The organism is Tractidigestivibacter scatoligenes (assembly GCF_001494635.1).
Classification (GTDB): domain Bacteria; phylum Actinomycetota; class Coriobacteriia; order Coriobacteriales; family Atopobiaceae; genus Tractidigestivibacter; species Tractidigestivibacter scatoligenes.
Genome location: NZ_LOJF01000011.1, coordinates 66,456 through 86,969, shown reverse-complemented (window position 1 = coordinate 86,969; position 20,514 = coordinate 66,456). Strand labels below are relative to the sequence as shown.

Genomic DNA, 20,514 nt, shown 5'->3' with positions numbered 1-20,514 from the left:
ATGTGCAAGCACACAAATAATAGGGGAATATCTTCTCGCACGTTGGTCTCGCGTTCTGCGGGCGGTGAGATTCTCATCGGCTATAGTTCAGCATATGTGCAGGAAGAGATGGCTGTTTGGGGGGGTGTGACGATGAAGCGGAGCACGGCGAGAAACGCCAAGAGGACCGTTGAGGAGAGAATCGAAGAGGCGGTCTTTGGCCTCATGGAGACGACCGACATCCCCAACATCAAGGTTGCGGACGTGGTGCGCCTGGCCGGCGTTTCTCGCTCGACCTTCTACCGTCACTACGACAGCGTCGAGGACGTGGTGAAGCAGTTCGAGGCTGGCCTTCTCGACACCATGCGCACGATCAACAACACCGCGCTTGGCGTGCAGTTTAACAAGGCCGAGCTCAAGCCCACGCAGTCGATGGTCGCACGCATGGAGGTGCTCCGGGCAAACCGCGACAAGATCGTGGCGCTCAACAGCGACCATGGCGACCCCGTCTTTCAGCACAGGGCCACGATGCTCATGCACGAGTACTTCCGCATCCGACTGCAGGGTGTGGGTGGCTCGGAGCTCCATCGAGACCTGTACCTCTCGTTTGTGATAGCGGGCCACAACAACCTCATCCAGTACTGGTTGGAGAAGCGCCCGGAGATTCCCCCTGCCGAGGTCGCCGCCATGCTCAATCGCATGTACTACTCGCCGCTCTTCATTGATGAGAAGACCGCGCTCGAGCTTCCCGAAGACCCGTTCGCGCGCCTGTAGGCACCGCTCCCCCGGGCACGATGCCCGTGTTGCTCCGGTGGGGGATACCCACCCCCTGATTTGCCACTCTACCTGCTCGTTTATGCATGCGCACAAGGATGGGCAATGTGCGTCTCAGCTTCTTTGGGCGTAGCAAACAACCTAACTTTACCTGCAAAAAGAAACAGAATTGCCACGTGTGTCCCGTAACGTGGGACGCCGCCTGCGCTAATGTCCCGCCTTGCGTTTTTCTCGCCCCATATCCTGTGCTCGTACGGAGCGATTGTTCTGCAGCATATGAGCAAAGGAGTGATTGTCTTGGTCAAGCTTGGCAAGCAGGCACGCAGCGTCTCCATCGTGGGCGTTGGCTGCACGCCCTTCAAGAACTTCGAGGACCACCCCCAGACCAAGGGCATGAGCGAGGGCGACGCCTTTGGCTATGCCGCGCTGGAGGCCATCCAGGACGCCGGCCTCGAGCCGCGCGACATCCAGTACTTCTACCACGGCGCCGCCAACCCCTTCATGATTGGCGACTCCCTCACGCCCAACATGCAGGTGGCGGACTGGTTTGGCGTGCGCGGCATTGGCTCGGTGCACCACTCCGAGGCATGCTGCACGGGTTACGTGGCCCTGCAGGAGGCCGTGCAGGCGGTTGCCTCCGGCACCTATGACGTGGTGCTTTCTGGCGCTGTGGACCTGGCGGCCTCGCTTCCTGTGGTGGATGCCCCTGGCTGCTTCCGCCGCGACTTCCCGCTCTCCGAGATGCTGCCCTCCATTCCCAAGGTCTACGACCGCGCCTACGGCCGACCGTTTGACTCCGCGTTTGGCATCTCGTTCGACAACTGGATCAACAAGTACCGCTGGGAGTACGACCTCACGGCAGAGCAGATTGACGATGCCCTGAACGGCGTCTCCAAGTCCCTGAGGCGCGACGCCGTTCTCAACCCCCTGGCCTTCTCGACGAAGACCTTCGAGGAGCTTGCCAAGGAGAACGACCTCCCGGATGCCGATGCGTACCTCAAGGGCTTTGGCAACCCCAAGGTCACGCAGTACCTGCGCGTGACCGGCTTCGAGATCAAGTGCGACGGCGCCGCCGCCCTGGTGGTCATGCCCACCGATATGGCTGTTGCCCGCGGCCTTGACCACAAGGTGATCGACGTCCTGGGCACGGGTGCCGCCGCCTTCGAGGGCGCGACCCCGGACAACGAGTACAACGGCACCAAGGTTGGCACCCAGCAGGTCTACGAGCTCACCGGCGTGAGCCCCGACGAGCTTGACCTGCTCTTCGTGAATGACTTCTTCCTGGCAGGAGACATTGTGGCCGCCGAGGAGGTTGGCTACATCCCGCGCGGCGAGGCCTGGCAGTACGCCATCGACGGTCGTATGGGCTTTGACGGCGACAAGCCCATCAACACGCACGGCGGCCGCTGCAACTTTGGCCATGCGCACGGCGCCTCGGGCGTGGCGGACGTTGTCGAGGCCGTCAAACAGATGCGCGGCGAGGCCGGTGCCACGCAGATGCCCAAGGCTCCACAGACCACGTTCCTGCGCGGCTTTGGTGGCGGCCAGAACATCCGCTGCCAGATCCTGCGCACCCACGACTAGCGCCCGGCGCGCACCCAAGCAACCAAGAGGAGGTACACGATGCTTCTTGAAGACATGGAGCCAATCGTTAAGAAGTTCTACGACGGCGTTGCCGAGGGCAAGCTCCTTGGCCGCAAGTGCACGGAGTGCGGTGCCATCGAGTTTCCGCCGCACCTGGGCTGCAACGCCTGCGGCTACCACCAGACCGAGTGGGTGGAGCTCTCTGGCCATGGCACGCTCGAGTCCTTTGTGGTGCCCGGCATCCAGAACGACAAGCCCTACCTCAAGGAGGTCGCGCCCTACGGCTACGGCAAGGTGCGTCTCGACGAGGGCACGGAGTACTCGTTCGTGATCTTCTGCGGCAAGAAGAAGGTCGTGAAGGGGCTGCAGGAGCGTCTCTACAAGAATCACGAGACCATTGGCGTCCACTTCAAGCCCATCAAGCGCCTTGTGCCCGAGAAGGAGGGCTCGGACGTGATGGTCGAGTGGTGGGAGCCCTGCTTCGAGCTGGACGAGGTCGCGCAGTAAGGCCCCTAGGGCAGTACCGCGCATAAAACAACAACCAATCGAAAGGAACCAACCATGGATAAGAACGAGCTTCTCGCAACTCTCGCTGGCCTCGCCAAGGAGGCCTACAAGACCGACGCCGACATCACGCCCGACACCACCTTCGACGAGCTGGGCAAGGGTTCCATGAAGATGATCGCCCTCACCTCGATGATCGAGAACGAGCTTGACGCCGAGGTCACCGTCTCCGAGATCATGAACATGAAGACCTTCGGCGAGCTCGTCGACCGCGTTGCCGAGGAGGTCGAGGAGTAGCACCCAGCGCTTCTCGCACGCAGCACTGCCAGGAAACCCCGGGGCGGCTCCTTCTGGGGCCGCCCCTCTCTACTTACGGGAGAGACACATGAACCTCATGGATGCCATGCGCGAACGCGCCAAGGCAGACGTCCAGCGCGTTGCCTTCTTCGAGGGCGAGAACCCCACCATGATCAAGGCGGTGGCGGAGCTCACCGCAGAGGGCCTTGCCACGTGCACCGTGGTTGGCGATGCCGAGGCGATCAGGAAAAACGCTGACGAGCAGGGCGTGAGCCTTGCGGGCGTGGAGCTTGTCGACCTTGCCGACGAGGAGGCCAACGAGGCCATCGCCCAGCGCTTCGAGGTGCTTCCCAACTGCCGCTGGAAGGCAAAGGGCGTGCGTCGCCGCGTGACGCGCCCCATGGAGCGCGCCCTCATGATGCAGGCGCTCGGCGACGTGGACATCACCTTCGGCGGCATCGACTGTCCCACCGGCGACGTCATCCTGGGCGGTCAGGAGATCATCGGACTTGCGGACGGCATCGACACCGTCTCGTCCATGGGCATCTTCGACATTCCCGGCTACCAGGGCTCGGATGGCCAGCTTCTGGGCTTTGGCGACTCTGCGGTGTGCCAGAACCCCACGCCCGAGCAGGAGGCGTCCATTGCCATCTCCGCCTGTGACACCTGGAGCGCCCTCACAGGTCGCGAGGCGCGCTGCGCGCTGCTCTCCTTCTCGACCGATGGCTCCGGTGCGGGCGAGATGGTCCAGAAGGTGCGTGACGCCCGCGACATCGCCCGCGAGCGCCGCCCTGACCTCAAGATCGACGGCGAGTTCCAGCTCGATGCCGCCCTGCGCCCGGAGGTCGCCGCCCACAAGGTCCATCGCGAGAGCGACGTTGCCGGCAGGGCGAACGTCATCATCTGGCCAGACCTCAACGTGGGCAACGTGGGCGTGAAGCTCGTTCAGATGTTCGGCCACGCGGATGCGTACGGCCCCATGCTCCAGGGCTTCAAGAAGATCGTCTGCGACTGCTCGAGAAGCGCCCCCGTGTCCGAGATCGTGGGCAACGTCGTGATGTCCTGCGTTCGCGCGCAGTGCCTGGAGGAGGAGTAGCCATGGCTGAGAAGAACTACCGGATCCTGGTCATCAATCCCGGGTCCACCTCGACCAAGGTGGGTCTCTTCGAGGGAGATGCCTGTGTCTTCTCGGCAAACGTCGCCCACGACGCGCAGAAGCTCAAGGAGATTGGCGACGTCTCTGCCCAGCTGCCCTACCGACGCGACATGATTCTCGACATTCTCGACCAGAACAAGGTCGATCTTGCGAGCGTGGACGCGTTCGTCGGCCGCGGCGGAGGGCTCATGCCCTGCGAGGGCGGCGTTTATCAGATTGAGGAGAAGCTCCTCCACGACGCGCGGATCGGAGCCAACGGGGTGCAGCACCCCGCCCAGCTGGGAAGCCAGCTCGCCCACGAGTTCGCGCGCTTCTCGGGTAACAAGCCTGCCTTTGTGGTGAACCCGCCCGACACCGACGAACTCTGCGACGATGCGCGCATGACGGGCATCAGGGGCGTCTACCGCAATGTCCACCTGCACGCGCTCAACCTCAAGGAGACGGCCATCCGGCATGCCGCAACGCTGGGAAAGCGCTACGAGGACTGCGACTTCATTGTTTGTCACATTGGGGGAGGAATTTCTATCTCCGCGCACAAGCATGGGCGCATGATTGACGGCTACGACATCGTGGGCGGCGAGGGCCCCATGACCCCCACGCGCTGCGGCGCGGTTCCGGTGATCGAAGCGTTTGCCTACCTCGAGGAGCACGGCATCAACACCACGAGGAGACTGTGCCAGCGCAGCGGCGGCTTTGCCGACCTCCTGGGCTCCTCCGATGCCCTTGAGGTGTGCCGTCGCGCGGAGGCCGGCGACGAGGCGGCGTCACGTGCCTGGAGTGCCATGGAGTACCAGATCGTGAAGTACATCGCCTCGATGGCAGGCGTGCTCCACGGTCATGTGGACGGCATCCTTCTTGGCGGCGGCATGGTGCACAACCAGGGGCTCGTTGACTACATCCGGGAGGGTTGCGGCTGGATTGCCCCCGTTACGGCATACCCGGGCGAGTTCGAGCTGGAGGCCATGGCGGCGGGCGCTGTCCGCGTTCTCTCCGGCAAGGAAGAGGTCAGGCACTATACCGGGAGTCCGGTCTTTTCGGGCTTTGCGTGCTTCGAGTAGGGATGCGAGTCTGTCTCAACGGGGGTCTTCTCGCTTCGTGCGATAGCACATAAAGTCGTCACATATCGACGAAAGCTTGTGCTAAGAGCCATAGGACGCTGGGGGACCTCCTAATAGCATAAAGGGCATCGGGCGGCGTGCGGGAATGCCTCGTGCGCCGCATTTTGTACCTTTGGGCATATGCCCAGCGTCTAGGGAAGGAATCACTCATGCCGATGAAGACTTCAACGCGGTTCGTGAAGGCAGCAATTCTGAACCTCTGCACAGCCTTGGTGCTGTGCGTGCTCTGCGAGTGGCTTGCAATCTACGTCTTCCACACCGCGACGCCGGCTCCGGGCGAGGGATGGATCTGGCCCATGTTCTGGATCAACTACGTGTTTGCCTGGTGCGTGGCAACCATCATTGGCATGGTTCCCTCACTTCCCGAGATGAGCGTTCGCTGGGCAATGAAGCGCTCCAACCCCTCCGAGGGTGCCAAGTTTGGGGCGCTTGTGAACGTGCCCATCAACACGGTCTACGCACTTATCCTCTGCTACTTGGTGGGGACGCTCGACGCCTGCATCCTGGGCGGTGCGCCAATCATCGCGTCGGTCTTTGGCTTCCTGCAGAACATCATTCCGGTGTGGATTGCCTGCTACATCGTCACGTTCTTCCTGCAGGGTCCCATCGAGAACTTCGCACGCAAGGTCTGCAACGACCCTGTGCCGCAGATGCGCTAGTGCAGCTGCGCGGAGGGCACGCATAGAAAATGGCGTTCCGGCGCCCGGGCCATGTGGCTCGGGCGCCACTTTGGGCTTAAGGGAGGCATTTCTCGCATGGATAAGATCTTTACGGTTACGGACCTCGGCGACGGCCTGTGGGAGATAGCGGACAGCGTTGGCTGCCGCTGCTACCTCGTGAAGGGGAGCGAACGCGTGGCGCTTGTGGATTCTTGCGTAGGCGTGGGCGACCTTCGTCCCGTGGTGGAGGGGCTTGCAGGGGGCCTTCCCGTGACCGTGCTCCTCACGCACCGCCACCACGACCACATTGCGGGATCCTACCTCTTTGACGACGTGCGCATTCCCCGGGAGGAAGAGGTCGACCTCGGCGTGGAGGAGGAGCAGAACCTGCATGCCCGGAGCTTCTACGTGGAGCAGGGGCGTGCTCCCGAGGGGGCGTTCTGGGCCATGAGCGAGGGCCGGAGGCCGAACTTCTCGCACTTTGAGGAGGGAGACGTTCTGGACCTGGGCGGAGTCACCATTGAGGGGTACTTCCTGCCTGGACACACCGACCACTCCATGGGCTATCTGCTGCGCGAACGTAGACTCCTGCTTGCTGGCGATGCGGTTACGCCCTGCATGTGCCTCTTCTTCCCCGAGAGCCTGCCCATTGCCGACTGGCGCCAAACGCTCGACAAGATGGGCGAGATGCCCTTCGACACGTTCCGGATTGGCCACTACTCCCACGAGTTCACCAAGGACGACCTGCGGGGATTCATCGTCGCCGCCGACTATGCGCTGAGCGGCGTGCGCGGTCTCTCGTGGATGTACACCTACATCGAGGGACTCAAAGGGTCGCTCTACATCTCGCCTGAGACGCCGACGGACGATGCGGATTCGCCAGACTTTCGCGCGGTGATTGGGCCGTATGTGCCCAGGGAGCACAAGCGCCGCAGGCGCCGCGGGACGCAGGGCGCTGCTGCTGGCGACGGGGAATCCGGCGAGGAGCGGTAGCGCGCCACAGGGCGCGTTTTAGCAGCAGGTGCGTACGAAGTCGCCGCTGTGGCGCCATTCTGGCGCCATAGGGCGCATTCCCGCAGCTATCACGTACAAAAAGAGCCTCCGGCGCCCAGGTGGCGCCGGAGGCTCTTCTCGCGCAAAACCGTCGTGCGTGCGCTGCCTATCGCCCGGAACCCGCGGATTCCTTGGGCGCGTGCGCAAGCGCATAGATTGCCAGTGCCAGGCACGCAGCCATGCACACCAGCGACAGGGCAAACATCAGGCCGTATCCGCCGGCCGAATCAATCACCAGGCTCCAGAATACCGCTGCAACAGCGCTCATCAGCGATCCAACCATTGAGACGCGCGAGTAGATGTTGGCGTAGTCCGCAGAGCCAAAGACGCTTCGCACCAGAAGCGGCGTCTCGACCGTGGTCATTGCGTAGACAACGCCAAAGCAGAAGGCTCCCACCAGCAGCAGCGCGAGCACCGATGGCATGCCCCACATGAGAAGGACGCCCACGGCGCCAACGGCGATGCCGCACACGGCACCAAGGCGCACGGAACGGTCGCTCACGGAGCCGAGAAACACCTTGCCAATCGCCTGGCCGGCCATCGCGGCGGACGCGACGATGCCCGACGCGGCGGCAATCTGCGGCAGCGAATCGGAAAACGAAAGCGCGTAGCTCGAGAGGAACTGGTAGACGGTCTGGTTGAGCGTTATCAGCCCACAGAAGGCCACGATTGCCCAGAACGCGGGCGTGTGCATGGCATCGGCGGCCGAGACGCCCTTCGCAGGCGCGGTTGCGTCAGCACCAGCGCTGGTACCTGTACCGTCGGCAGCCTCAACCTCGTCTGCGCCATAGGGGAGAAGCCCCTTGTCGGCTGGTTTGCCGCGCACCACGAAGAGCGTGAACGGCAGCGTCCCCACAAGGATGATGATGCCAAAGACGAGATACGCCTGGCGCCAACCCTCTGGCGACGACTGGATGATCGACGTTCCCAGCGGGTTGAAGATGACGCCGCCAATGCCCGTGAAGGCCATGCACAGGCCAACAAAGAACCCCACACGCTTGACGCACCAGGCGTTGATGAGCGTGGGGACGGCCAGGTAGATGAGAGGTGCCACGCCTATACCCAGCACAACGCCCACGAGGTAGAACTGCCAGATCTGCTGGCAGGACGCCATGCCAAACATACCCAGGCCGCAGAGCGCGGTGGCAACGGAGAGAACCACGCGCGAGTCCTGCGCGGCCAGGAGCTTGCCGGCAACGGGAAGCGTGGCCATCATGGCGAGGTTGAGCACTGAGAAGTACAGCGTGAAGGATGCCTTGGGCACGCCAAAGAACTCGGAGACCGGCGTGAAGAAGATGCCCGCGCACGAGAGAACCAGCGAGCAGGGAAGGCATGTTATCACGATGCACGAGAGGACGATGAGGTAGGCGTAGTGAAAGCCGCCACGCGTGGTCGCGTTGTTTCTCGCCATGCCCTAGGCCTCCACGTCGGCGGGAGCGCCGTCCAGCTTGAAGCCGTCCCAGGAGGGCTCGCCCGTGTAGGTCATGACGTCCTCCGCGCCGTCGAGCGCGCGAACCGCACCGGCTGCCGCGCCCTCCATCTCGAAGTCGCCCGCAAAGACGCTCACAGGTGCGATCCAGCTCACGCGCTCTGTGACGTAGTCAACAAAGCGCTGGTCGTGCGAGACGCCGCCCGTGAGAACAATGCCGTCGACCTTGCCCTCGAGCACGGACGCGAAGGCACCGATCTGCTTTGCGGTCTGGTATGCCATGGCCTCGAAGACGAGCTTTGCCCACTCGTCGCCCGCGTCGATTCGCGTGTCAATCTCCATCGCGTCGTCGGTGCCGAGCAGGCCCTTGAGGCCGCCGGTCTTGCCAATGACCCCCATGACCTCCTTCTTGTCGTGCTTGCCGGAGAAGGCGAGAGCGGCGACGGGCTTTGCCGGCACATCGCCGGATCGGTTGGGGGCAAAGGGGCCCGAGCCCTCCAGCACGTCATTCGTGTCGACCATGCGCCCGCGCCTGTGCGCTGCAACCGAAAGGCCGCCGCCGACGTGCGCCACGATAACGTTGACCTCGTCATAGGCCTTGCCGAGAGACGCCGCGCAGCGGATGGCGCACTCCTTCTGGTTGAGGCAGTGCACGTGGCTCTTGCGGTAGATGCCGGGGTAGCCGGTGATGCGGGCAACGTCCTCGAGCTCGTCGGTGTCGGGCTGGTTCACGGCAAAGGCGGGCTTGCCGCAGCGGCCGGCAAGGTCAAAGAGGATGGGCGCGCCTAGGATGGCGGGGTGGTTCATCCCGCAGTTGAGCACGTGGTCGCATACGGTCTTGTCGATGCGGAAGATGCCACCGACCGTGGGGCCCATGCCGCCGCAGTAGCCCGAGAACGCGTCGATGCTCTCGAGCGCGATTCCCGCTGCCTCAAGCGCGTCGAGTACGGTCTTTGTGCGGAATTCCAGCTGGTCCGCCGCTTTGTCGAAGCCCGCCAGCACAGCAGGGTCGTGGCGGACGTTTTCCCTCATGAGGGCCTTTTCGCCCTCGAAGACGGCGACCTTGGTGGAGGTCGAGCCGGGGGAGAGCGTGAGTATGCGATAGGTCATGTGGTGCTCCTTTGGTTGCTTCTGGCTTCTGGCGCGGTCGTGCTGCTAACGGGCGGAGAGAACGAGCATCGCGATGTCGCCCACCATCTCCTCGACGGAGGAGCCACGCGAGCTGTCTGCCACCGGGTGCCTGAAGCCCGAGAGGTTGTGGCCGTAGCCCTTGCCATGCGCGAAGAGCTGGATGAGCTTTACGGCGGTGTTAGCGCAGTTGAGGTCGGGGAACACGAGCACGTTCGCGCGGCCAGCCACGGCGCTCTCGCGCTTGACCTTCTTGGCGGCAACCGCCGGGACGATGGCGGCATCAAGCTGGAACTCGCCGTCGAGGGCAAGGTCGGGCCTGCGGTCGCGGGCAATCGAGAGGGCCTCGCGGATGCGCTCGACGCTGGGGCTCTCGCCAGAGCCGTCCGTGGAGTAGCTGATAAAGGCGCAGCGGGGCTCCCAGTCCATGAGGGAGGCCACGTTGTCGCAGGCGGCAATCGCGATGGAGGCGAGCTCCTCGGCCGTGGGCTCGGGGTTGAGGCCGCAGTCGGCGAGCGCGATGACGTCGCCCTCGGGTCCGGAGAAGCCCGGAGTCTGCACGAGCGCCAGGATGGAGGGCACGTCCACGCCATCGGCCAGGCCAATGATCATCTGGGCGGCCATGAGGACGTCGCCGGTCGTGTTGGTGTGGCCGCAGAACGTGCAGTCCACGTCGCCAAGGTCCTCGAGCATCATGGCGTAGTTGAGCGGGTTCTTGAGCTTGCGACGGGCGGCCTTTGCCGAGAAGAGCCTCTCGCGGCCGGCGTTCATGTAGCGCTCGGCGAGGGCGTCTGCCGCCTCCGCGTCTGCGGTGTCCACGATGCGCATACCCTCGGTCGAGACACCCGCGCGCTCTGCCGTCTGTGCGATGACGTCAGCAGGGCTCACGAGGACCGGGGTCCCAATGCCATCGTCCGCGACGCGCCTTGCCGCAAGCAGGGTGTCCTCGTTCTCGCACTCGGGAAGCGCCACAACCTTGGGCGTCTTGCGTGCCTTCTCAATGAGCTCGTCAATAAGTGCCATGTCCTTCTACCTTTCCTTGGCCTTGTATGCTGCTGGCCACTATCGCCTGGAGGGAATCTTGAAGAGGATGACCGACGTCACATAGCCGATAAGAACGAGCTGCAGGTACGTCTGGCTCCACGCGGCAAGCATCTGGGCCGGGCCCACCTGCGTCACCGCCTCGGTGAGGGAGATGATCGTGACGAAGATCAGGTTCTCAACGAAGATCGCGACGTACGGTCGCGCGCCCTTCCCGTCAAGACCCCTTGTGAGCGAATGCGAGATGCTCACCGTGGGGACGAGAAGCTGAGCCACGACGTTGGTCGTGAACGCCACGCAGGTGTAGGGATACCAGGTCGCCCACGCCAGCGGCGCGCCTGCAAGCAGCGTTGCGCTCGTGTTGATGACGAGCGCAAGGACGATGTCGTTGACGAGCGTTCTGATGTTCCATTCGCACATGGCATGCCCCTCGTGTCTCTCCGCGATAGTCCACAAGCTAGAGTACGGCGCACCAAAACTGGCTCCCATGGAACGCGCACCAAATTACTTGCGCGGAGAAGTTACTATGTTTGTGCACGAGCACAGCACGGCTGAGGAGGAGAGATGAGGCTTCGGACCATCCTGAACGAGCTGCCCATTACGAGCTCCTACATCCACGATGACGAGCTGCTCGAGTGGGACCTCATCGTCTCTCCCGAGTGGAACGTGGGGTCAAAGGGTGTCGTGTGCCTGGGCTCCATGGCAGATTTCCAGAGCAACGACGTCCCCCAGACGGGCGATGGGATCATGCTCGTCTACGTTCAGGGCGAGCTGGACGAGGAGTACCACAAGCCCCCGCGCAACGTGGTGTTTGTCACTGGCGAGGCCTCTCCGAGCGATTTCCAGGAGGCCTTCATGCGTCTGGTGCTCAAGAGCGGCGAGCTTGCCGTGAGGAGGGAGGCGCTCTTCCGCTGCTATCTGGACTCCTACGACCTCAGGCAGTTCGCCCGTCGCGCCTCGGAGGTGATTGGCAACCCGGTGGTGATAAGCAACACCGACCACAAGGTGCTGGCAACGGCCGGCGAAATCCCCAGCGACCGCCCCGATATCGCCGCCACGGTCGAGAATGGCTACGTCTCGCAGTCGGTTGAGGACCATCTCGCCGAGTCGGGGATTCTCAGCTCCGTGAGGAGCTCGCGCCACTCGATCATCACCACCAACGTGGCCGACAACCTGCGGTGCGTGACCTCGATCATCTACCACCACCGCCTCGAGATGGGGCGCTTCGACGCGTTTGAGGTGACCCACGAGGTCACGGGCGTCGACCTGGAGCTCATCGATTTCGCCACCTCGCTCGCCGGCCTCATGATCGATAGGCTTGGCGTCGCCGGAAAGCGCGTGGACATGGGTTCGTCCGTTCTTGCGGACGTTCTCTCTGGCAAGTTCGAGGACAAGGGTGCCGTTCGAGAGCACCTGCGAATCGCCGATGTCCCGCTCGACTGCAACTACGTGCTGCTGCGCGTGGTGGGGCAGCCCGGTGCCGGCCACGACTACTACGCGCGTGTTGGCCAGCTTGTGGGAGACGCGCTCTCCGGCAGCGTCTGGACCATCTTTGGTTCTGCGGTTGTCGTGCTCGTCTCGCTTGGGGAGGCCGCCGGCCAGGGCTTTGGGGACTACGAGACGTGCGAGCGCAGGATCTTGAGGGACAGGAGCTTCATGGCCTCGCTCGAACACAACGACATGCGCGCCTTTGTGAGCGAGCCCTTCTCCGACGTCATGCTGGTACGTCCCCGCCTCAAGCAGTGCATCCTTCTCGACGAGGCGGACGCCCTCGAGAGGGGGGAGCGCCAGCGCGTGGTCTTCTTCTGGGAGAGGCGCTTCCAGATGGTGGCATCCGTCTTCAAGGGCCTTGGCTACTCCGACATGCTCCTCGACAAGCGCGTGGTGGCGATGGCGCGCTACGACCGAGCGCACGGGAGCGCCTACCTCGAGACGGCGGTGATGTCGGTGCGCTTCCCGGGAAGCCCCGCCGAGGCGGCGGAGGCCCTCAACGTGCACAGGAACACCTACTTCTACCGCGTGAACAAGATTAGCGAGCTATTCCAGCTCGACCTCAAGGACGGCGACGACCGCCTGGCGGTCTCCTTCACGGCGCGGGTTCTCGACGCCCTGGGAGATGACGCGGCAGTCAACGGAGACCTTCTCGAGACAAGCTGAGGGACTTTCTCGGCCAATCTTCTATGCAATTGCACAGCATTCCCGGCGATAGGCTTCTGCCATCAGGAAAGGCCGTCGCGCGGGGGCGTGGCGGAAACGCTGCGAGAGGGAAGGTTGGTGTCCCATGGCAAAGGTTTTGGGCGTCTCGTTTGGAACCAAGAACGGCAACAACGACAGCATCTGCAAGGAAGCGCTGATGGGGGCCGTCGAGGAGGGCTGCGAGGTCGAGTTCATCCGTGCGATGGACCTCAACATCAAGCACTGCACCGGCTGCATCACCTGCGTGAAGATGCTCATGAGCGGCCAGGGCAACATGTGCATCCACAAGGACGACTTCGACTGGCTGTTCTTCAAGATGGCCGAGGCAGACGGCATCATCATGTGCGACCCCATCTTCGAGACGGGCGCGTCCGGCCTCTTCCACACCATCATGGACCGCTTTGGGCCCCGTATGGATACCGGCAACAACGTGATTGCCACCCACATTGCCGAGAAGATCGCCGCCGAGGGCGGCAAGTCCAAGGCGCCGGACCCGCGCATCATCTGCCCGGGCAAGCCCGTCTCCTACATTGGCATCGGCGGCTCCGACTGGGGCACGCACGTCCAGTCCGACCACGCGATCCAGTCAATGACCCCCACCTGGAAGGTCATTGACAACGAGTGGGTGCCCTGGTCCAAGCGCGCCCTTCTCGACGACAAGGTCGTTGCCCGCGCACACCAGATCGGCGTGAACCTCGCCCGCGCCGCCAAGGACCCTGAGCACGCCTCCTACCAGGGTGCCGAGGGCGTCTGCCCGCATTGCCACGCCAACGACTTCTACCTGGTCCCCGGCACCGACAAGGCCATCTGCTCCGTCTGCGGCCTTGAGGGCCACGTGAGCGTTGTCGACGGCAAGATCCAGGTGGAGTACCGCCACGACGAGTGCTACGACGAGCGCGGCCTCTTCCGGGCGCACGACACCGCCGAGGGCAAGCAGATCCACGGCGAGGACATTGGCCGCATGGAGGGCGAGCTCGCGCAGCTTCAGAAGGGTGACGAGTACAAGCAGCGCGTCGCGAAGTACAAGGCCTTCATCCAGCCCACGATGCCCTCGAGGGGCTAGCGGGCCCGCACACGGCGACTCTCCCACGGCATCGCGCGCCGCGCACAGTTTTGTGCGGGGCGCGATGCCGTTCTTTTGTACGGCCGCACATAGCCCGTACGGCCCGGTGCTGCGACATTACTAAGTGTCTACGTTACACAAAGCGTCTTGTTGTCCCAAATATGGAGGTATGACATGGCCAAGCAGCTTGAAACCGACGTTGTCGTCGTTGCGGCGGGTCTCTCCGGACTCGCTGCGGCGATCTCTGCCGCGGAGAACGGCGCAAGCGTCATCGCTCTGGAAAAGGCGTCCAACACCGGCGGCGCCGCCAACATGGGCATGGGCCCCTGCGCGGCCGGCTCTCCGGTGCAGAAGGCCTCGATGATCGAGGTCACCCCTGGCGAGCTGTTCCGTCGCCACATGTTCTACACCCACTACCAGGTTGACCCCCGCCTTGTGCGCGCGTACTACTTCAAGAGCGGCGACACCATCCAGTGGCTCATGGACATGGGCGTCAAGTTCAACTCCGTGCGCCCCGCGTTCCGCGCCCGCGAGCGCACCCGCGCCTACGCCGACGGCGAGTACACCTGGCACGTCGTCCAGCCCGAGGACGGCTCCGAGCCCGGCCCGCGCGCCGCGACCACGATGACCAAGCGCATGACCGAGCGTGCCCAGGCACTGGGCGTCGAGTTCATGTTCGAGACCCCCGGCAAGGAGCTCATCACCAACGACGAGGGCGCCGTCGTGGGCGTGAAGGCCGTCGACAAGAACGGCGAGGAGGTTGACATCACCTCCAAGGCGGTCATCGTCGCCACCGGCGGCTTTGGCGCCAACCCCAAGATGATCAAGGACCTCATCGGCTTTGACTGGGGCAAGAACCTCTACTCCTTTGCCGTGCCCGGCATGGATGGCGACGGCTTCAACATGTGCCACAAGGTCGGCGCCGGCCACACGCCCGTGACCATGGAGATGATGTATCAGCTCCCCGACAACATGAACCACTTCTACGTCGAGGGCGGCTTCCGCCAGCCCTGCTACTGGTGCGACCGCAACGGCGAGCGCTTCATGCCCGAGGATGACATCTTCAACACCACCTTCGTGGGCAACGCGATCAACCACCTGCCCGGCAAGGTCGCCTTCTCGATCTTCGACTCCAAGATGCTCAAGCACTGGAAGAAGGATGGCCCGGACATCGTGAGCCACGTCCACCCCAAGGACCTCTATCAGGGCTTCGACGAGCAGTTTGCCCGCGATGAGGACACCTACCTCGACGGTAACGGCAACCACGTGATCGCCAAGGCCGATACGCTCGAGGAGCTTGCCGAGAAGATTGGCATCGACCCCGAGGGCCTCGTCAAGAACGTCGAGGAGTACAACGCCATGTGCGCCGAGGGCTGGGATTCGCTCTTCGAGAAGGAGCGCGAGTTCATGATGCCGCTCGAGAACGGCCCCTTCTACGCCTGCCGCCAGTACGTTGGCGCCTACGGCACGCTTGGCGGCGTCCTCATCAACCAGCGCATGGAGGTCATGACCGACGAGTACAAGACCATCCCTGGCCTCTACTGCGTGGGCACGGACGCCTGCACCATCTACGGCGACTCCTACAACTACTCCATCCCGGGCAATACCATGGGCTTCTGCCTCAACTCCGGCCGCATTGCCGGCGAGAACGCGGCTGCCCTCTCAATGGAGTCCGCGTCGGACGACGAGTGGGACTAGTACCTAAGAGCGCGTGATGGGTCGCGCCCCGCTGCGCATGCGGCGGGGCGCGCCATCTTGCGAAACCATCATTGTCATTGGAGAGGGACATGATGAAGCTGACCATAGACGGGAGTGAGGTCGAGGCCGCCGAGGGCACCTCCGTGCTCGACGCCGCGCTCGATGCGGGGATCTTTATCCCGCACCTCTGCAAGCACCCGGACCTCGAGGCCGTTGGCGGCTGCAGGCTGTGCGCGGTCGAGGTGAACGGGTCGGGGCATGCCGTTCCCGCATGCAAGACCACAGTTGAGGAAGGGATGGTCGTCGACTCCCACGCCGCCTGTGCCGACCACGTGCGCAGGATGGCGATGGAGCTCATTCTCGCCACCCACCCCTCGGACTGCACCGGCTGCCCCAAGTACGGCGTCTGCGAGCTGCAGTCCATGTACCAGTACTTGGGTGTCTCGCCGTCGCGCTGGCGCTGCCGTGCCCGCACCGTTCCCACGGACGATTCCAACCCGCTCATCACCCACATGTTCACGCGCTGCGTGCGCTGCGGCCGCTGCGTGCGTGCCTGCCGCGAGCTGCGTGGCGTTGGGGTTCTCGACTACCAGCGCACCGAGGACGGCGTGCGCATTGGCATCGACGGGGGCGTCTCGCTCGAGGAGGCGGGCTGCCGCTTCTGTGGCGCCTGCGTCGAGGTGTGCCCCACTGGTTCGATCGTGGACGTTCTCGGCCTTAACAAGCCCGAGCGCAGCCGCGAGGACAACGTGGTGCCCTGCCGCTCCGGCTGCCCCGCGCACATCGACATCCCGCGCTACCTGCGCCACGTGAAGGCGGGGGAGTGGGAGAAGGCCACGGCCGTCGTGCGCGAGAAGGTCCCGTTCCCCGAGACCCTGGGCTCCATTTGCACCCACAACTGCCAGGGCGAGTGCAAGCGCAACCACCTGGAGGGTCCGCTCTCCATCTGCAGGCTCAAGCGCGCTGCCGCCGTGCGTGACACGGGCGAGTGGAAGTCCCGCGTGCGTCACGAGCCGCTTACGGGCAAGCGTGTGGCCATCGTGGGCGCCGGCCCCGCTGGCCTCACCGCGGCGTACTACCTGGCAGAGAAGGGCCATGCGGTCACGGTCTTCGAGGCCGAGGAACGCCCCGGCGGCCAGCTTCGCTACGGCATTCCCGCCTACCGCCTGCCCGACGAGGTTCTCGACCACGAGGTCTCGACCATCCTCGAGGTGACGCAGGGCACGGACGAGAAGCCCCGCATCGAGCTCCGCTGCGGCGAGCGCCTGCACGACGTGAAGTCGCTTCTCGGCAGCTATGACGCGGTGCTTGTGACGGTTGGCACCTTCGACGGGACCGTGCTCCCCATGAAGGGGCACGACCTCTCGGGTGTCATTCGCAACACCGACTTCCTCAAGGCCTCCCGTAAGGGCAATCCCATCGAGGTCAAGGGGCGTGTGGTGGTTCTCGGCGGCGGAAACGTTGCCTACGACTGCGCCCGCACCGCCGTGCGCCTTGGTGCCACGAGCGTCGACGTTGCCTGCCTCGAGGCCGAGGCCGTCATGACCTCCACCCCCGAGGAGCGCGAGGAGGCTGCCGAGGAGGGCGTGGTGCTGCATGACGCCTACGCCTTCACCTCCATCAACGAGTCCGAGGAGGGCTCGGGCAAGGTAGGCTCCATCACCATCAACAAGATTGCCAAGTTCTACTTTGACGAGAACCACCGCGCGGTGACCGAGCTCGTCGAGGGCGGCGAGCTTACGCTTCCCGCCGACTACGTGATCTTTGCCGTTGGCCAGAAGCCCGAGGACACGCGCGACATGGGCCTCGAGCTCACGCACGGGCCGTATCTGGTGGCGGACGGCGAGCACCGCACGAGCGAGGAGGGCATCTTTGCCGCGGGAGACGCTGTGACGGGCACCAAGTCCGTGATTGGTGCCATCGAGGGCGGCCGCGAGGCGGCGCAGTCCATCGACCGCTATCTGGGCGGCGACGGCGACATCTCCGAGGTCCTTCTCGACGCCGACGCCCCCGAGCAGCACATTGGCCGTCCGGGCGAGCACTTCTACGACGCGCCGCTGGAGCCCAAGATTGCCCCCGCAGCCGAGCGCCGGGACAACTTCAAGCAGTACGAGTGCCCCTTCGCCGAGTCCGAGGCGGAGCGCGAGGCGTCCCGCTGCCTCCAGTGCGATCTGCGCCTGACCCTCGAGCGCCCGAAGCTGTGGAACGAGTACCCGCAAAGGAGCGCAACACGATGACTCTCGTCAACTTCATGCCGCTCGACCGCTCGCATCCGGTCGCGCTCGAGCTGCTTCGTTCCAACCTCGAGGAGGCCGCGCGTCGTGCGGCGGCCGAGGATGTGCGCCTGATTGTGCCCGCCTCTGCCACAGACGTTATCGCCGCGCTGCCCGAGGGGAGCTACGTCACGGCGGACGACTCCTTTGGCTTCGTCTACGCTAACGACACCGCCGCCGCGCGCGTCCTTGTCGGCGAGAAGCCCCTGCCCTCCGCTGTGAGCGGAACTACCGAGGGCTGCGACCCGCTCGTGTCCGGCGAGAGCTGGCTCCGTGGCGACGAGCGCAAGGTGGTCTACGTGGGCGATGCGCGCGTGGAGAGCGCCGCACTTACCACGGTGGGGGAGCTTCTCGGCGCCGCGAGCGTTTCCGCCGACGACGTTAAGGCCGTCTACCTAGGCTATCCCATGAGCACCTGTGTGGCGCCCGCGCACTTTGGGGATGGCGTGACCCTCTCCTGCGATGACGTGCGCGTCATTGGTGCGGGCGACTGCGCCGTTGACGCCGTGCGCGAGATCCTCGACGGATTCCACCGCGAGTGCTGCGGACGGTGCGTCTTTGGCAACGAGGGCGGCCACCAGCTCTGCGCGATTCTTGCCGACGCCTGCGCCGGCAAGGGTCAGAGCGCCGACCTCGACCTTGTCCGCGACCTTGCGCCTACGATGTCCGAGCAGGCGCTCTGCGAGGTGGGCCAGCGCATGGCCTCTGTGGCCGCGCAGGCGCTCGACCTCTTTGGCGACGAGTTCGAGGCACACGTCTCGCGCCACCAGTGCCCGGCGGGGAAGTGCCGCGCGCTTGTCACCTACCATATCCTGGTGTCTCGCTGCACCGGCTGCGGCGAGTGCCTGGACGCGTGCGAGGAGGACGCCATCGAGGGTAAGGCGGGCTTTGTCCACGTGATCGACCAGCGCGCCTGCGTGCATTGCGGCAAGTGCCTGGACGCGTGCCCCAAGGGTGCTGTGGTGACGGCGGGGCTCAAGAAGCCCAAGACGCCGCCGCATCCCATTCCCTGCCGCGTGCACTAGGTTTAGTGTCCGAACTGCGTTTGCCCTTTAGAGCCCGTCGCCGCGCGCGACGGGCCCTTTTTATCCCCGCTTTCGCCATGGTCGATTTACATTCGGTGCTCGATTGTGTGGTGACCTGCGCGGGATACACGTTCGAGTGCGAATGTGTTGCGGCGCACCATGCGTTTGGAGCGGATGCGGGCCTCCCCGCGGGACCTCGTGCCTAAAATTTGCGGTCGCCGGTAAAAAATAGGGGTTCCGCTTAGTATCACCCCACGGGTGCCATTTCTCTACCTGCGGTTCCGCAAAAAGTTAGATTCTTCGTACTCATCGATTCGCCCAAAAGAGGCCGGCAATCGAAAATTTTGGGCAGAGCATATCGCGAGGATGGCCCAAAACGCTTCAGCCTGTCGCCAGCTCGCTCAGCGCGGCTCCCAGGCCCAATTGCTAACGGCCGCGTGCCGTCATGTTTCAGGCGTGCGAAACTCCCGTTACCATGCTCGTTTGGTTCCGATTCTTACAAGACCCAGCGAATCCTCCCACGTAAAACGGTATGCGTGGGGCAGGGGAGCCCCGGAGAGTGCGGGCCTGGACCCGCAGAGAGTTTGGGGAAGTGATCGCATGGGAACGCGCTTCGATGAGCACCCGATCCTCGGGACAACCGAGAGAGGGCGCCTGGTCAGCTTCACCTACGACGGGAAGACGCTCCAGGGCTACGAGGGCGAGCCGGTCGTCGTTGCCCTGAGCGCAGCCGGCGTCAAGGTGCACCGCTACACCGCCAAGCGCCACGAGCCGCGTGCAGTCCCGGCCGGCATGTCGGCCGCCATCGAGGCTGCCAAGCGCGGCGCGTTCCCGCGGCCGGTGCGCTTGGCCGCGGTACTCGTGGCGTCCTTGTGATGCCCTCCGTCTCGGTCCTTGACCACCTGCCGATAAGTCCCTATACTCAGTTTGCAATGCAGTAGTGATTCGTAGGAAGTGGGGTGGAGTTTCTCACCCCGCTTCCTTTCTGTATGTACCTGCGATGTGTGAGGGAGGGAACATGCCCGCAGTGCCAGAGCACGACACGCGCCAGCGCATCCTTGACGCGCTCGAGGCAGCAGCGCCCGAGCATGGCATCGACATCGTCGACGTCGAGGTCGTGGGCTCGAAGAAGAACCCGTGCGTCCGCGTGCGCATCGACCACGCAGACGAGGAGGCCGCGCCTATCTCGCTCGACGAGGTGGCCGCCGAGACCGAGTGGATCTCTGCCGCGATCGACGAGCTCGACCCCATCGAGGGGTCCTTCACGCTCGAGGTCTCGTCGCCCGGCCTCTCGCGTCCGCTCCGTCGTCCGCACGACTTCGAGCGCTTCGCCGGCGAGGACGTCTCGCTTGGGACCACGGCAACCGAGGGTCGTCGCCACTTCACCGGCCGCCTGGAGGGCCTGGACGGCGGAAACGTTGTCCTCACGGTTGACGGCGAGCGCGTGAGCATCCCCCTCGACCAGGTCAAGAGCTGCAAGATCAAGCCAAACTTCGATGCCCCCTCCACCGGGGCCAAGGGTTAGAAAGGAACTCGC

Annotated in this window: 19 protein-coding genes; 15 read left to right on the top strand and 4 right to left on the bottom strand. The window is 64.2% G+C overall.

The features are described 5' to 3' along the window. Positions 1-132 precede the first annotated feature (132 nt). The 8 genes from AUL39_RS09065 to AUL39_RS09030 all read left to right on the top strand — a co-directional run bounded on the left by AUL39_RS09065 (position 133) and on the right by AUL39_RS09030 (position 7,064). Positions 133-753, top strand: coding sequence for a TetR/AcrR family transcriptional regulator (locus AUL39_RS09065; RefSeq protein ID WP_059055517.1), 621 nt, complete (start codon positions 133-135; stop codon positions 751-753). 276 nt (positions 754-1,029) lie between these two features. Further along, positions 1,030-2,337, top strand: coding sequence for a thiolase family protein (locus AUL39_RS09060; RefSeq protein ID WP_174519251.1), 1,308 nt, complete (start codon positions 1,030-1,032; stop codon positions 2,335-2,337). Between the two features lie 39 nt (positions 2,338-2,376). Further along, complete coding sequence (locus AUL39_RS09055) at positions 2,377-2,844, top strand: Zn-ribbon domain-containing OB-fold protein (RefSeq protein ID WP_059055514.1); 468 nt, start codon at positions 2,377-2,379, stop codon at positions 2,842-2,844. A gap of 54 nt (positions 2,845-2,898) precedes the next feature. Then, a complete protein-coding gene (locus AUL39_RS09050) occupies positions 2,899-3,138 on the top strand; it encodes an acyl carrier protein (RefSeq protein ID WP_059055512.1) in 240 nt (79 codons plus the stop codon). 88 nt (positions 3,139-3,226) lie between these two features. Continuing rightward, positions 3,227-4,234 (top strand): phosphate acyltransferase, encoded by a 1,008-nt coding sequence (locus tag AUL39_RS09045; protein ID WP_059055510.1) that lies wholly within the window; start codon positions 3,227-3,229, stop codon positions 4,232-4,234. A 2-nt stretch (positions 4,235-4,236) separates the two neighbouring features. Then, on the top strand, positions 4,237-5,352 hold the full coding sequence (gene buk, locus AUL39_RS09040; protein WP_059055508.1) for a butyrate kinase: 1,116 nt from the start codon (positions 4,237-4,239) through the stop codon (positions 5,350-5,352). Positions 5,353-5,561: 209 nt separating this feature from the next. Further along, on the top strand, positions 5,562-6,071 hold the full coding sequence (locus AUL39_RS09035; RefSeq protein ID WP_059055506.1) for a hypothetical protein: 510 nt from the start codon (positions 5,562-5,564) through the stop codon (positions 6,069-6,071). A 96-nt stretch (positions 6,072-6,167) separates the two neighbouring features. Next, positions 6,168-7,064 (top strand): MBL fold metallo-hydrolase, encoded by an 897-nt coding sequence (locus AUL39_RS09030; protein ID WP_059055505.1) that lies wholly within the window; start codon positions 6,168-6,170, stop codon positions 7,062-7,064. Positions 7,065-7,230: 166 nt separating this feature from the next. On the opposite strand, the gene AUL39_RS09025 is transcribed toward AUL39_RS09030, so the two are convergent. Genes AUL39_RS09025 through AUL39_RS09010 form a run of 4 tightly spaced genes read right to left on the bottom strand, consistent with a single transcriptional unit; the run spans position 7,231 to position 11,142 of the window. Then, positions 7,231-8,535, bottom strand: a complete 1,305-nt coding sequence (locus AUL39_RS09025; protein WP_059055502.1) for an MFS transporter — start codon at positions 8,533-8,535, stop codon at positions 7,231-7,233. 3 nt (positions 8,536-8,538) lie between these two features. Further along, complete coding sequence (buk, locus tag AUL39_RS09020; RefSeq protein WP_059055500.1) at positions 8,539-9,663, bottom strand: butyrate kinase; 1,125 nt, start codon at positions 9,661-9,663, stop codon at positions 8,539-8,541. Between the two features lie 45 nt (positions 9,664-9,708). Further along, on the bottom strand, positions 9,709-10,704 hold the full coding sequence (locus tag AUL39_RS09015) for a phosphate acyltransferase (protein WP_059055498.1): 996 nt from the start codon (positions 10,702-10,704) through the stop codon (positions 9,709-9,711). A gap of 39 nt (positions 10,705-10,743) precedes the next feature. Beyond that, complete coding sequence (locus AUL39_RS09010) at positions 10,744-11,142, bottom strand: hypothetical protein (RefSeq protein ID WP_059055495.1); 399 nt, start codon at positions 11,140-11,142, stop codon at positions 10,744-10,746. Between the two features lie 144 nt (positions 11,143-11,286). Here AUL39_RS09010 and AUL39_RS09005 point away from each other — a divergent pair, with 144 nt between their 5' ends. The 7 genes from AUL39_RS09005 (at position 11,287) to AUL39_RS08975 (ending at position 20,502) form a co-directional block, all read left to right on the top strand. Next, entirely contained in the window at positions 11,287-12,879 is a 1,593-nt protein-coding gene (locus AUL39_RS09005) for a PucR family transcriptional regulator (RefSeq protein ID WP_059055493.1), read from the top strand. A 124-nt stretch (positions 12,880-13,003) separates the two neighbouring features. Further along, the gene (locus AUL39_RS09000; RefSeq protein ID WP_059055492.1) at positions 13,004-13,981 is read left to right on the top strand and encodes a flavodoxin family protein; all 978 of its coding nucleotides are present in this window, start codon (positions 13,004-13,006) and stop codon (positions 13,979-13,981) included. 174 nt (positions 13,982-14,155) lie between these two features. Further along, positions 14,156-15,679 (top strand): FAD-dependent oxidoreductase, encoded by a 1,524-nt coding sequence (locus AUL39_RS08995; protein ID WP_059055489.1) that lies wholly within the window; start codon positions 14,156-14,158, stop codon positions 15,677-15,679. 89 nt (positions 15,680-15,768) lie between these two features. Beyond that, positions 15,769-17,916 carry an FAD-dependent oxidoreductase gene (locus AUL39_RS08990; RefSeq protein ID WP_235810824.1) on the top strand — a complete coding sequence of 716 codons (2,148 nt, stop codon included), beginning with the start codon at positions 15,769-15,771 and terminating at the stop codon, positions 17,914-17,916. Then, positions 17,913-18,977 carry an NADH-ubiquinone oxidoreductase-F iron-sulfur binding region domain-containing protein gene (locus AUL39_RS10985; RefSeq protein WP_059055487.1) on the top strand — a complete coding sequence of 355 codons (1,065 nt, stop codon included), beginning with the start codon at positions 17,913-17,915 and terminating at the stop codon, positions 18,975-18,977. Before AUL39_RS08990 ends, AUL39_RS10985 begins: the two co-directional genes overlap by 4 nt. Positions 18,978-19,577: 600 nt before the next feature. Next, a complete protein-coding gene (locus AUL39_RS08980; RefSeq protein ID WP_059055485.1) occupies positions 19,578-19,853 on the top strand; it encodes a 2Fe-2S iron-sulfur cluster-binding protein in 276 nt (91 codons plus the stop codon). A gap of 142 nt (positions 19,854-19,995) precedes the next feature. Beyond that, positions 19,996-20,502 (top strand): ribosome maturation factor RimP, encoded by a 507-nt coding sequence (locus AUL39_RS08975; protein ID WP_059055483.1) that lies wholly within the window; start codon positions 19,996-19,998, stop codon positions 20,500-20,502. The last annotated feature ends 12 nt before the right edge of the window (positions 20,503-20,514 follow it).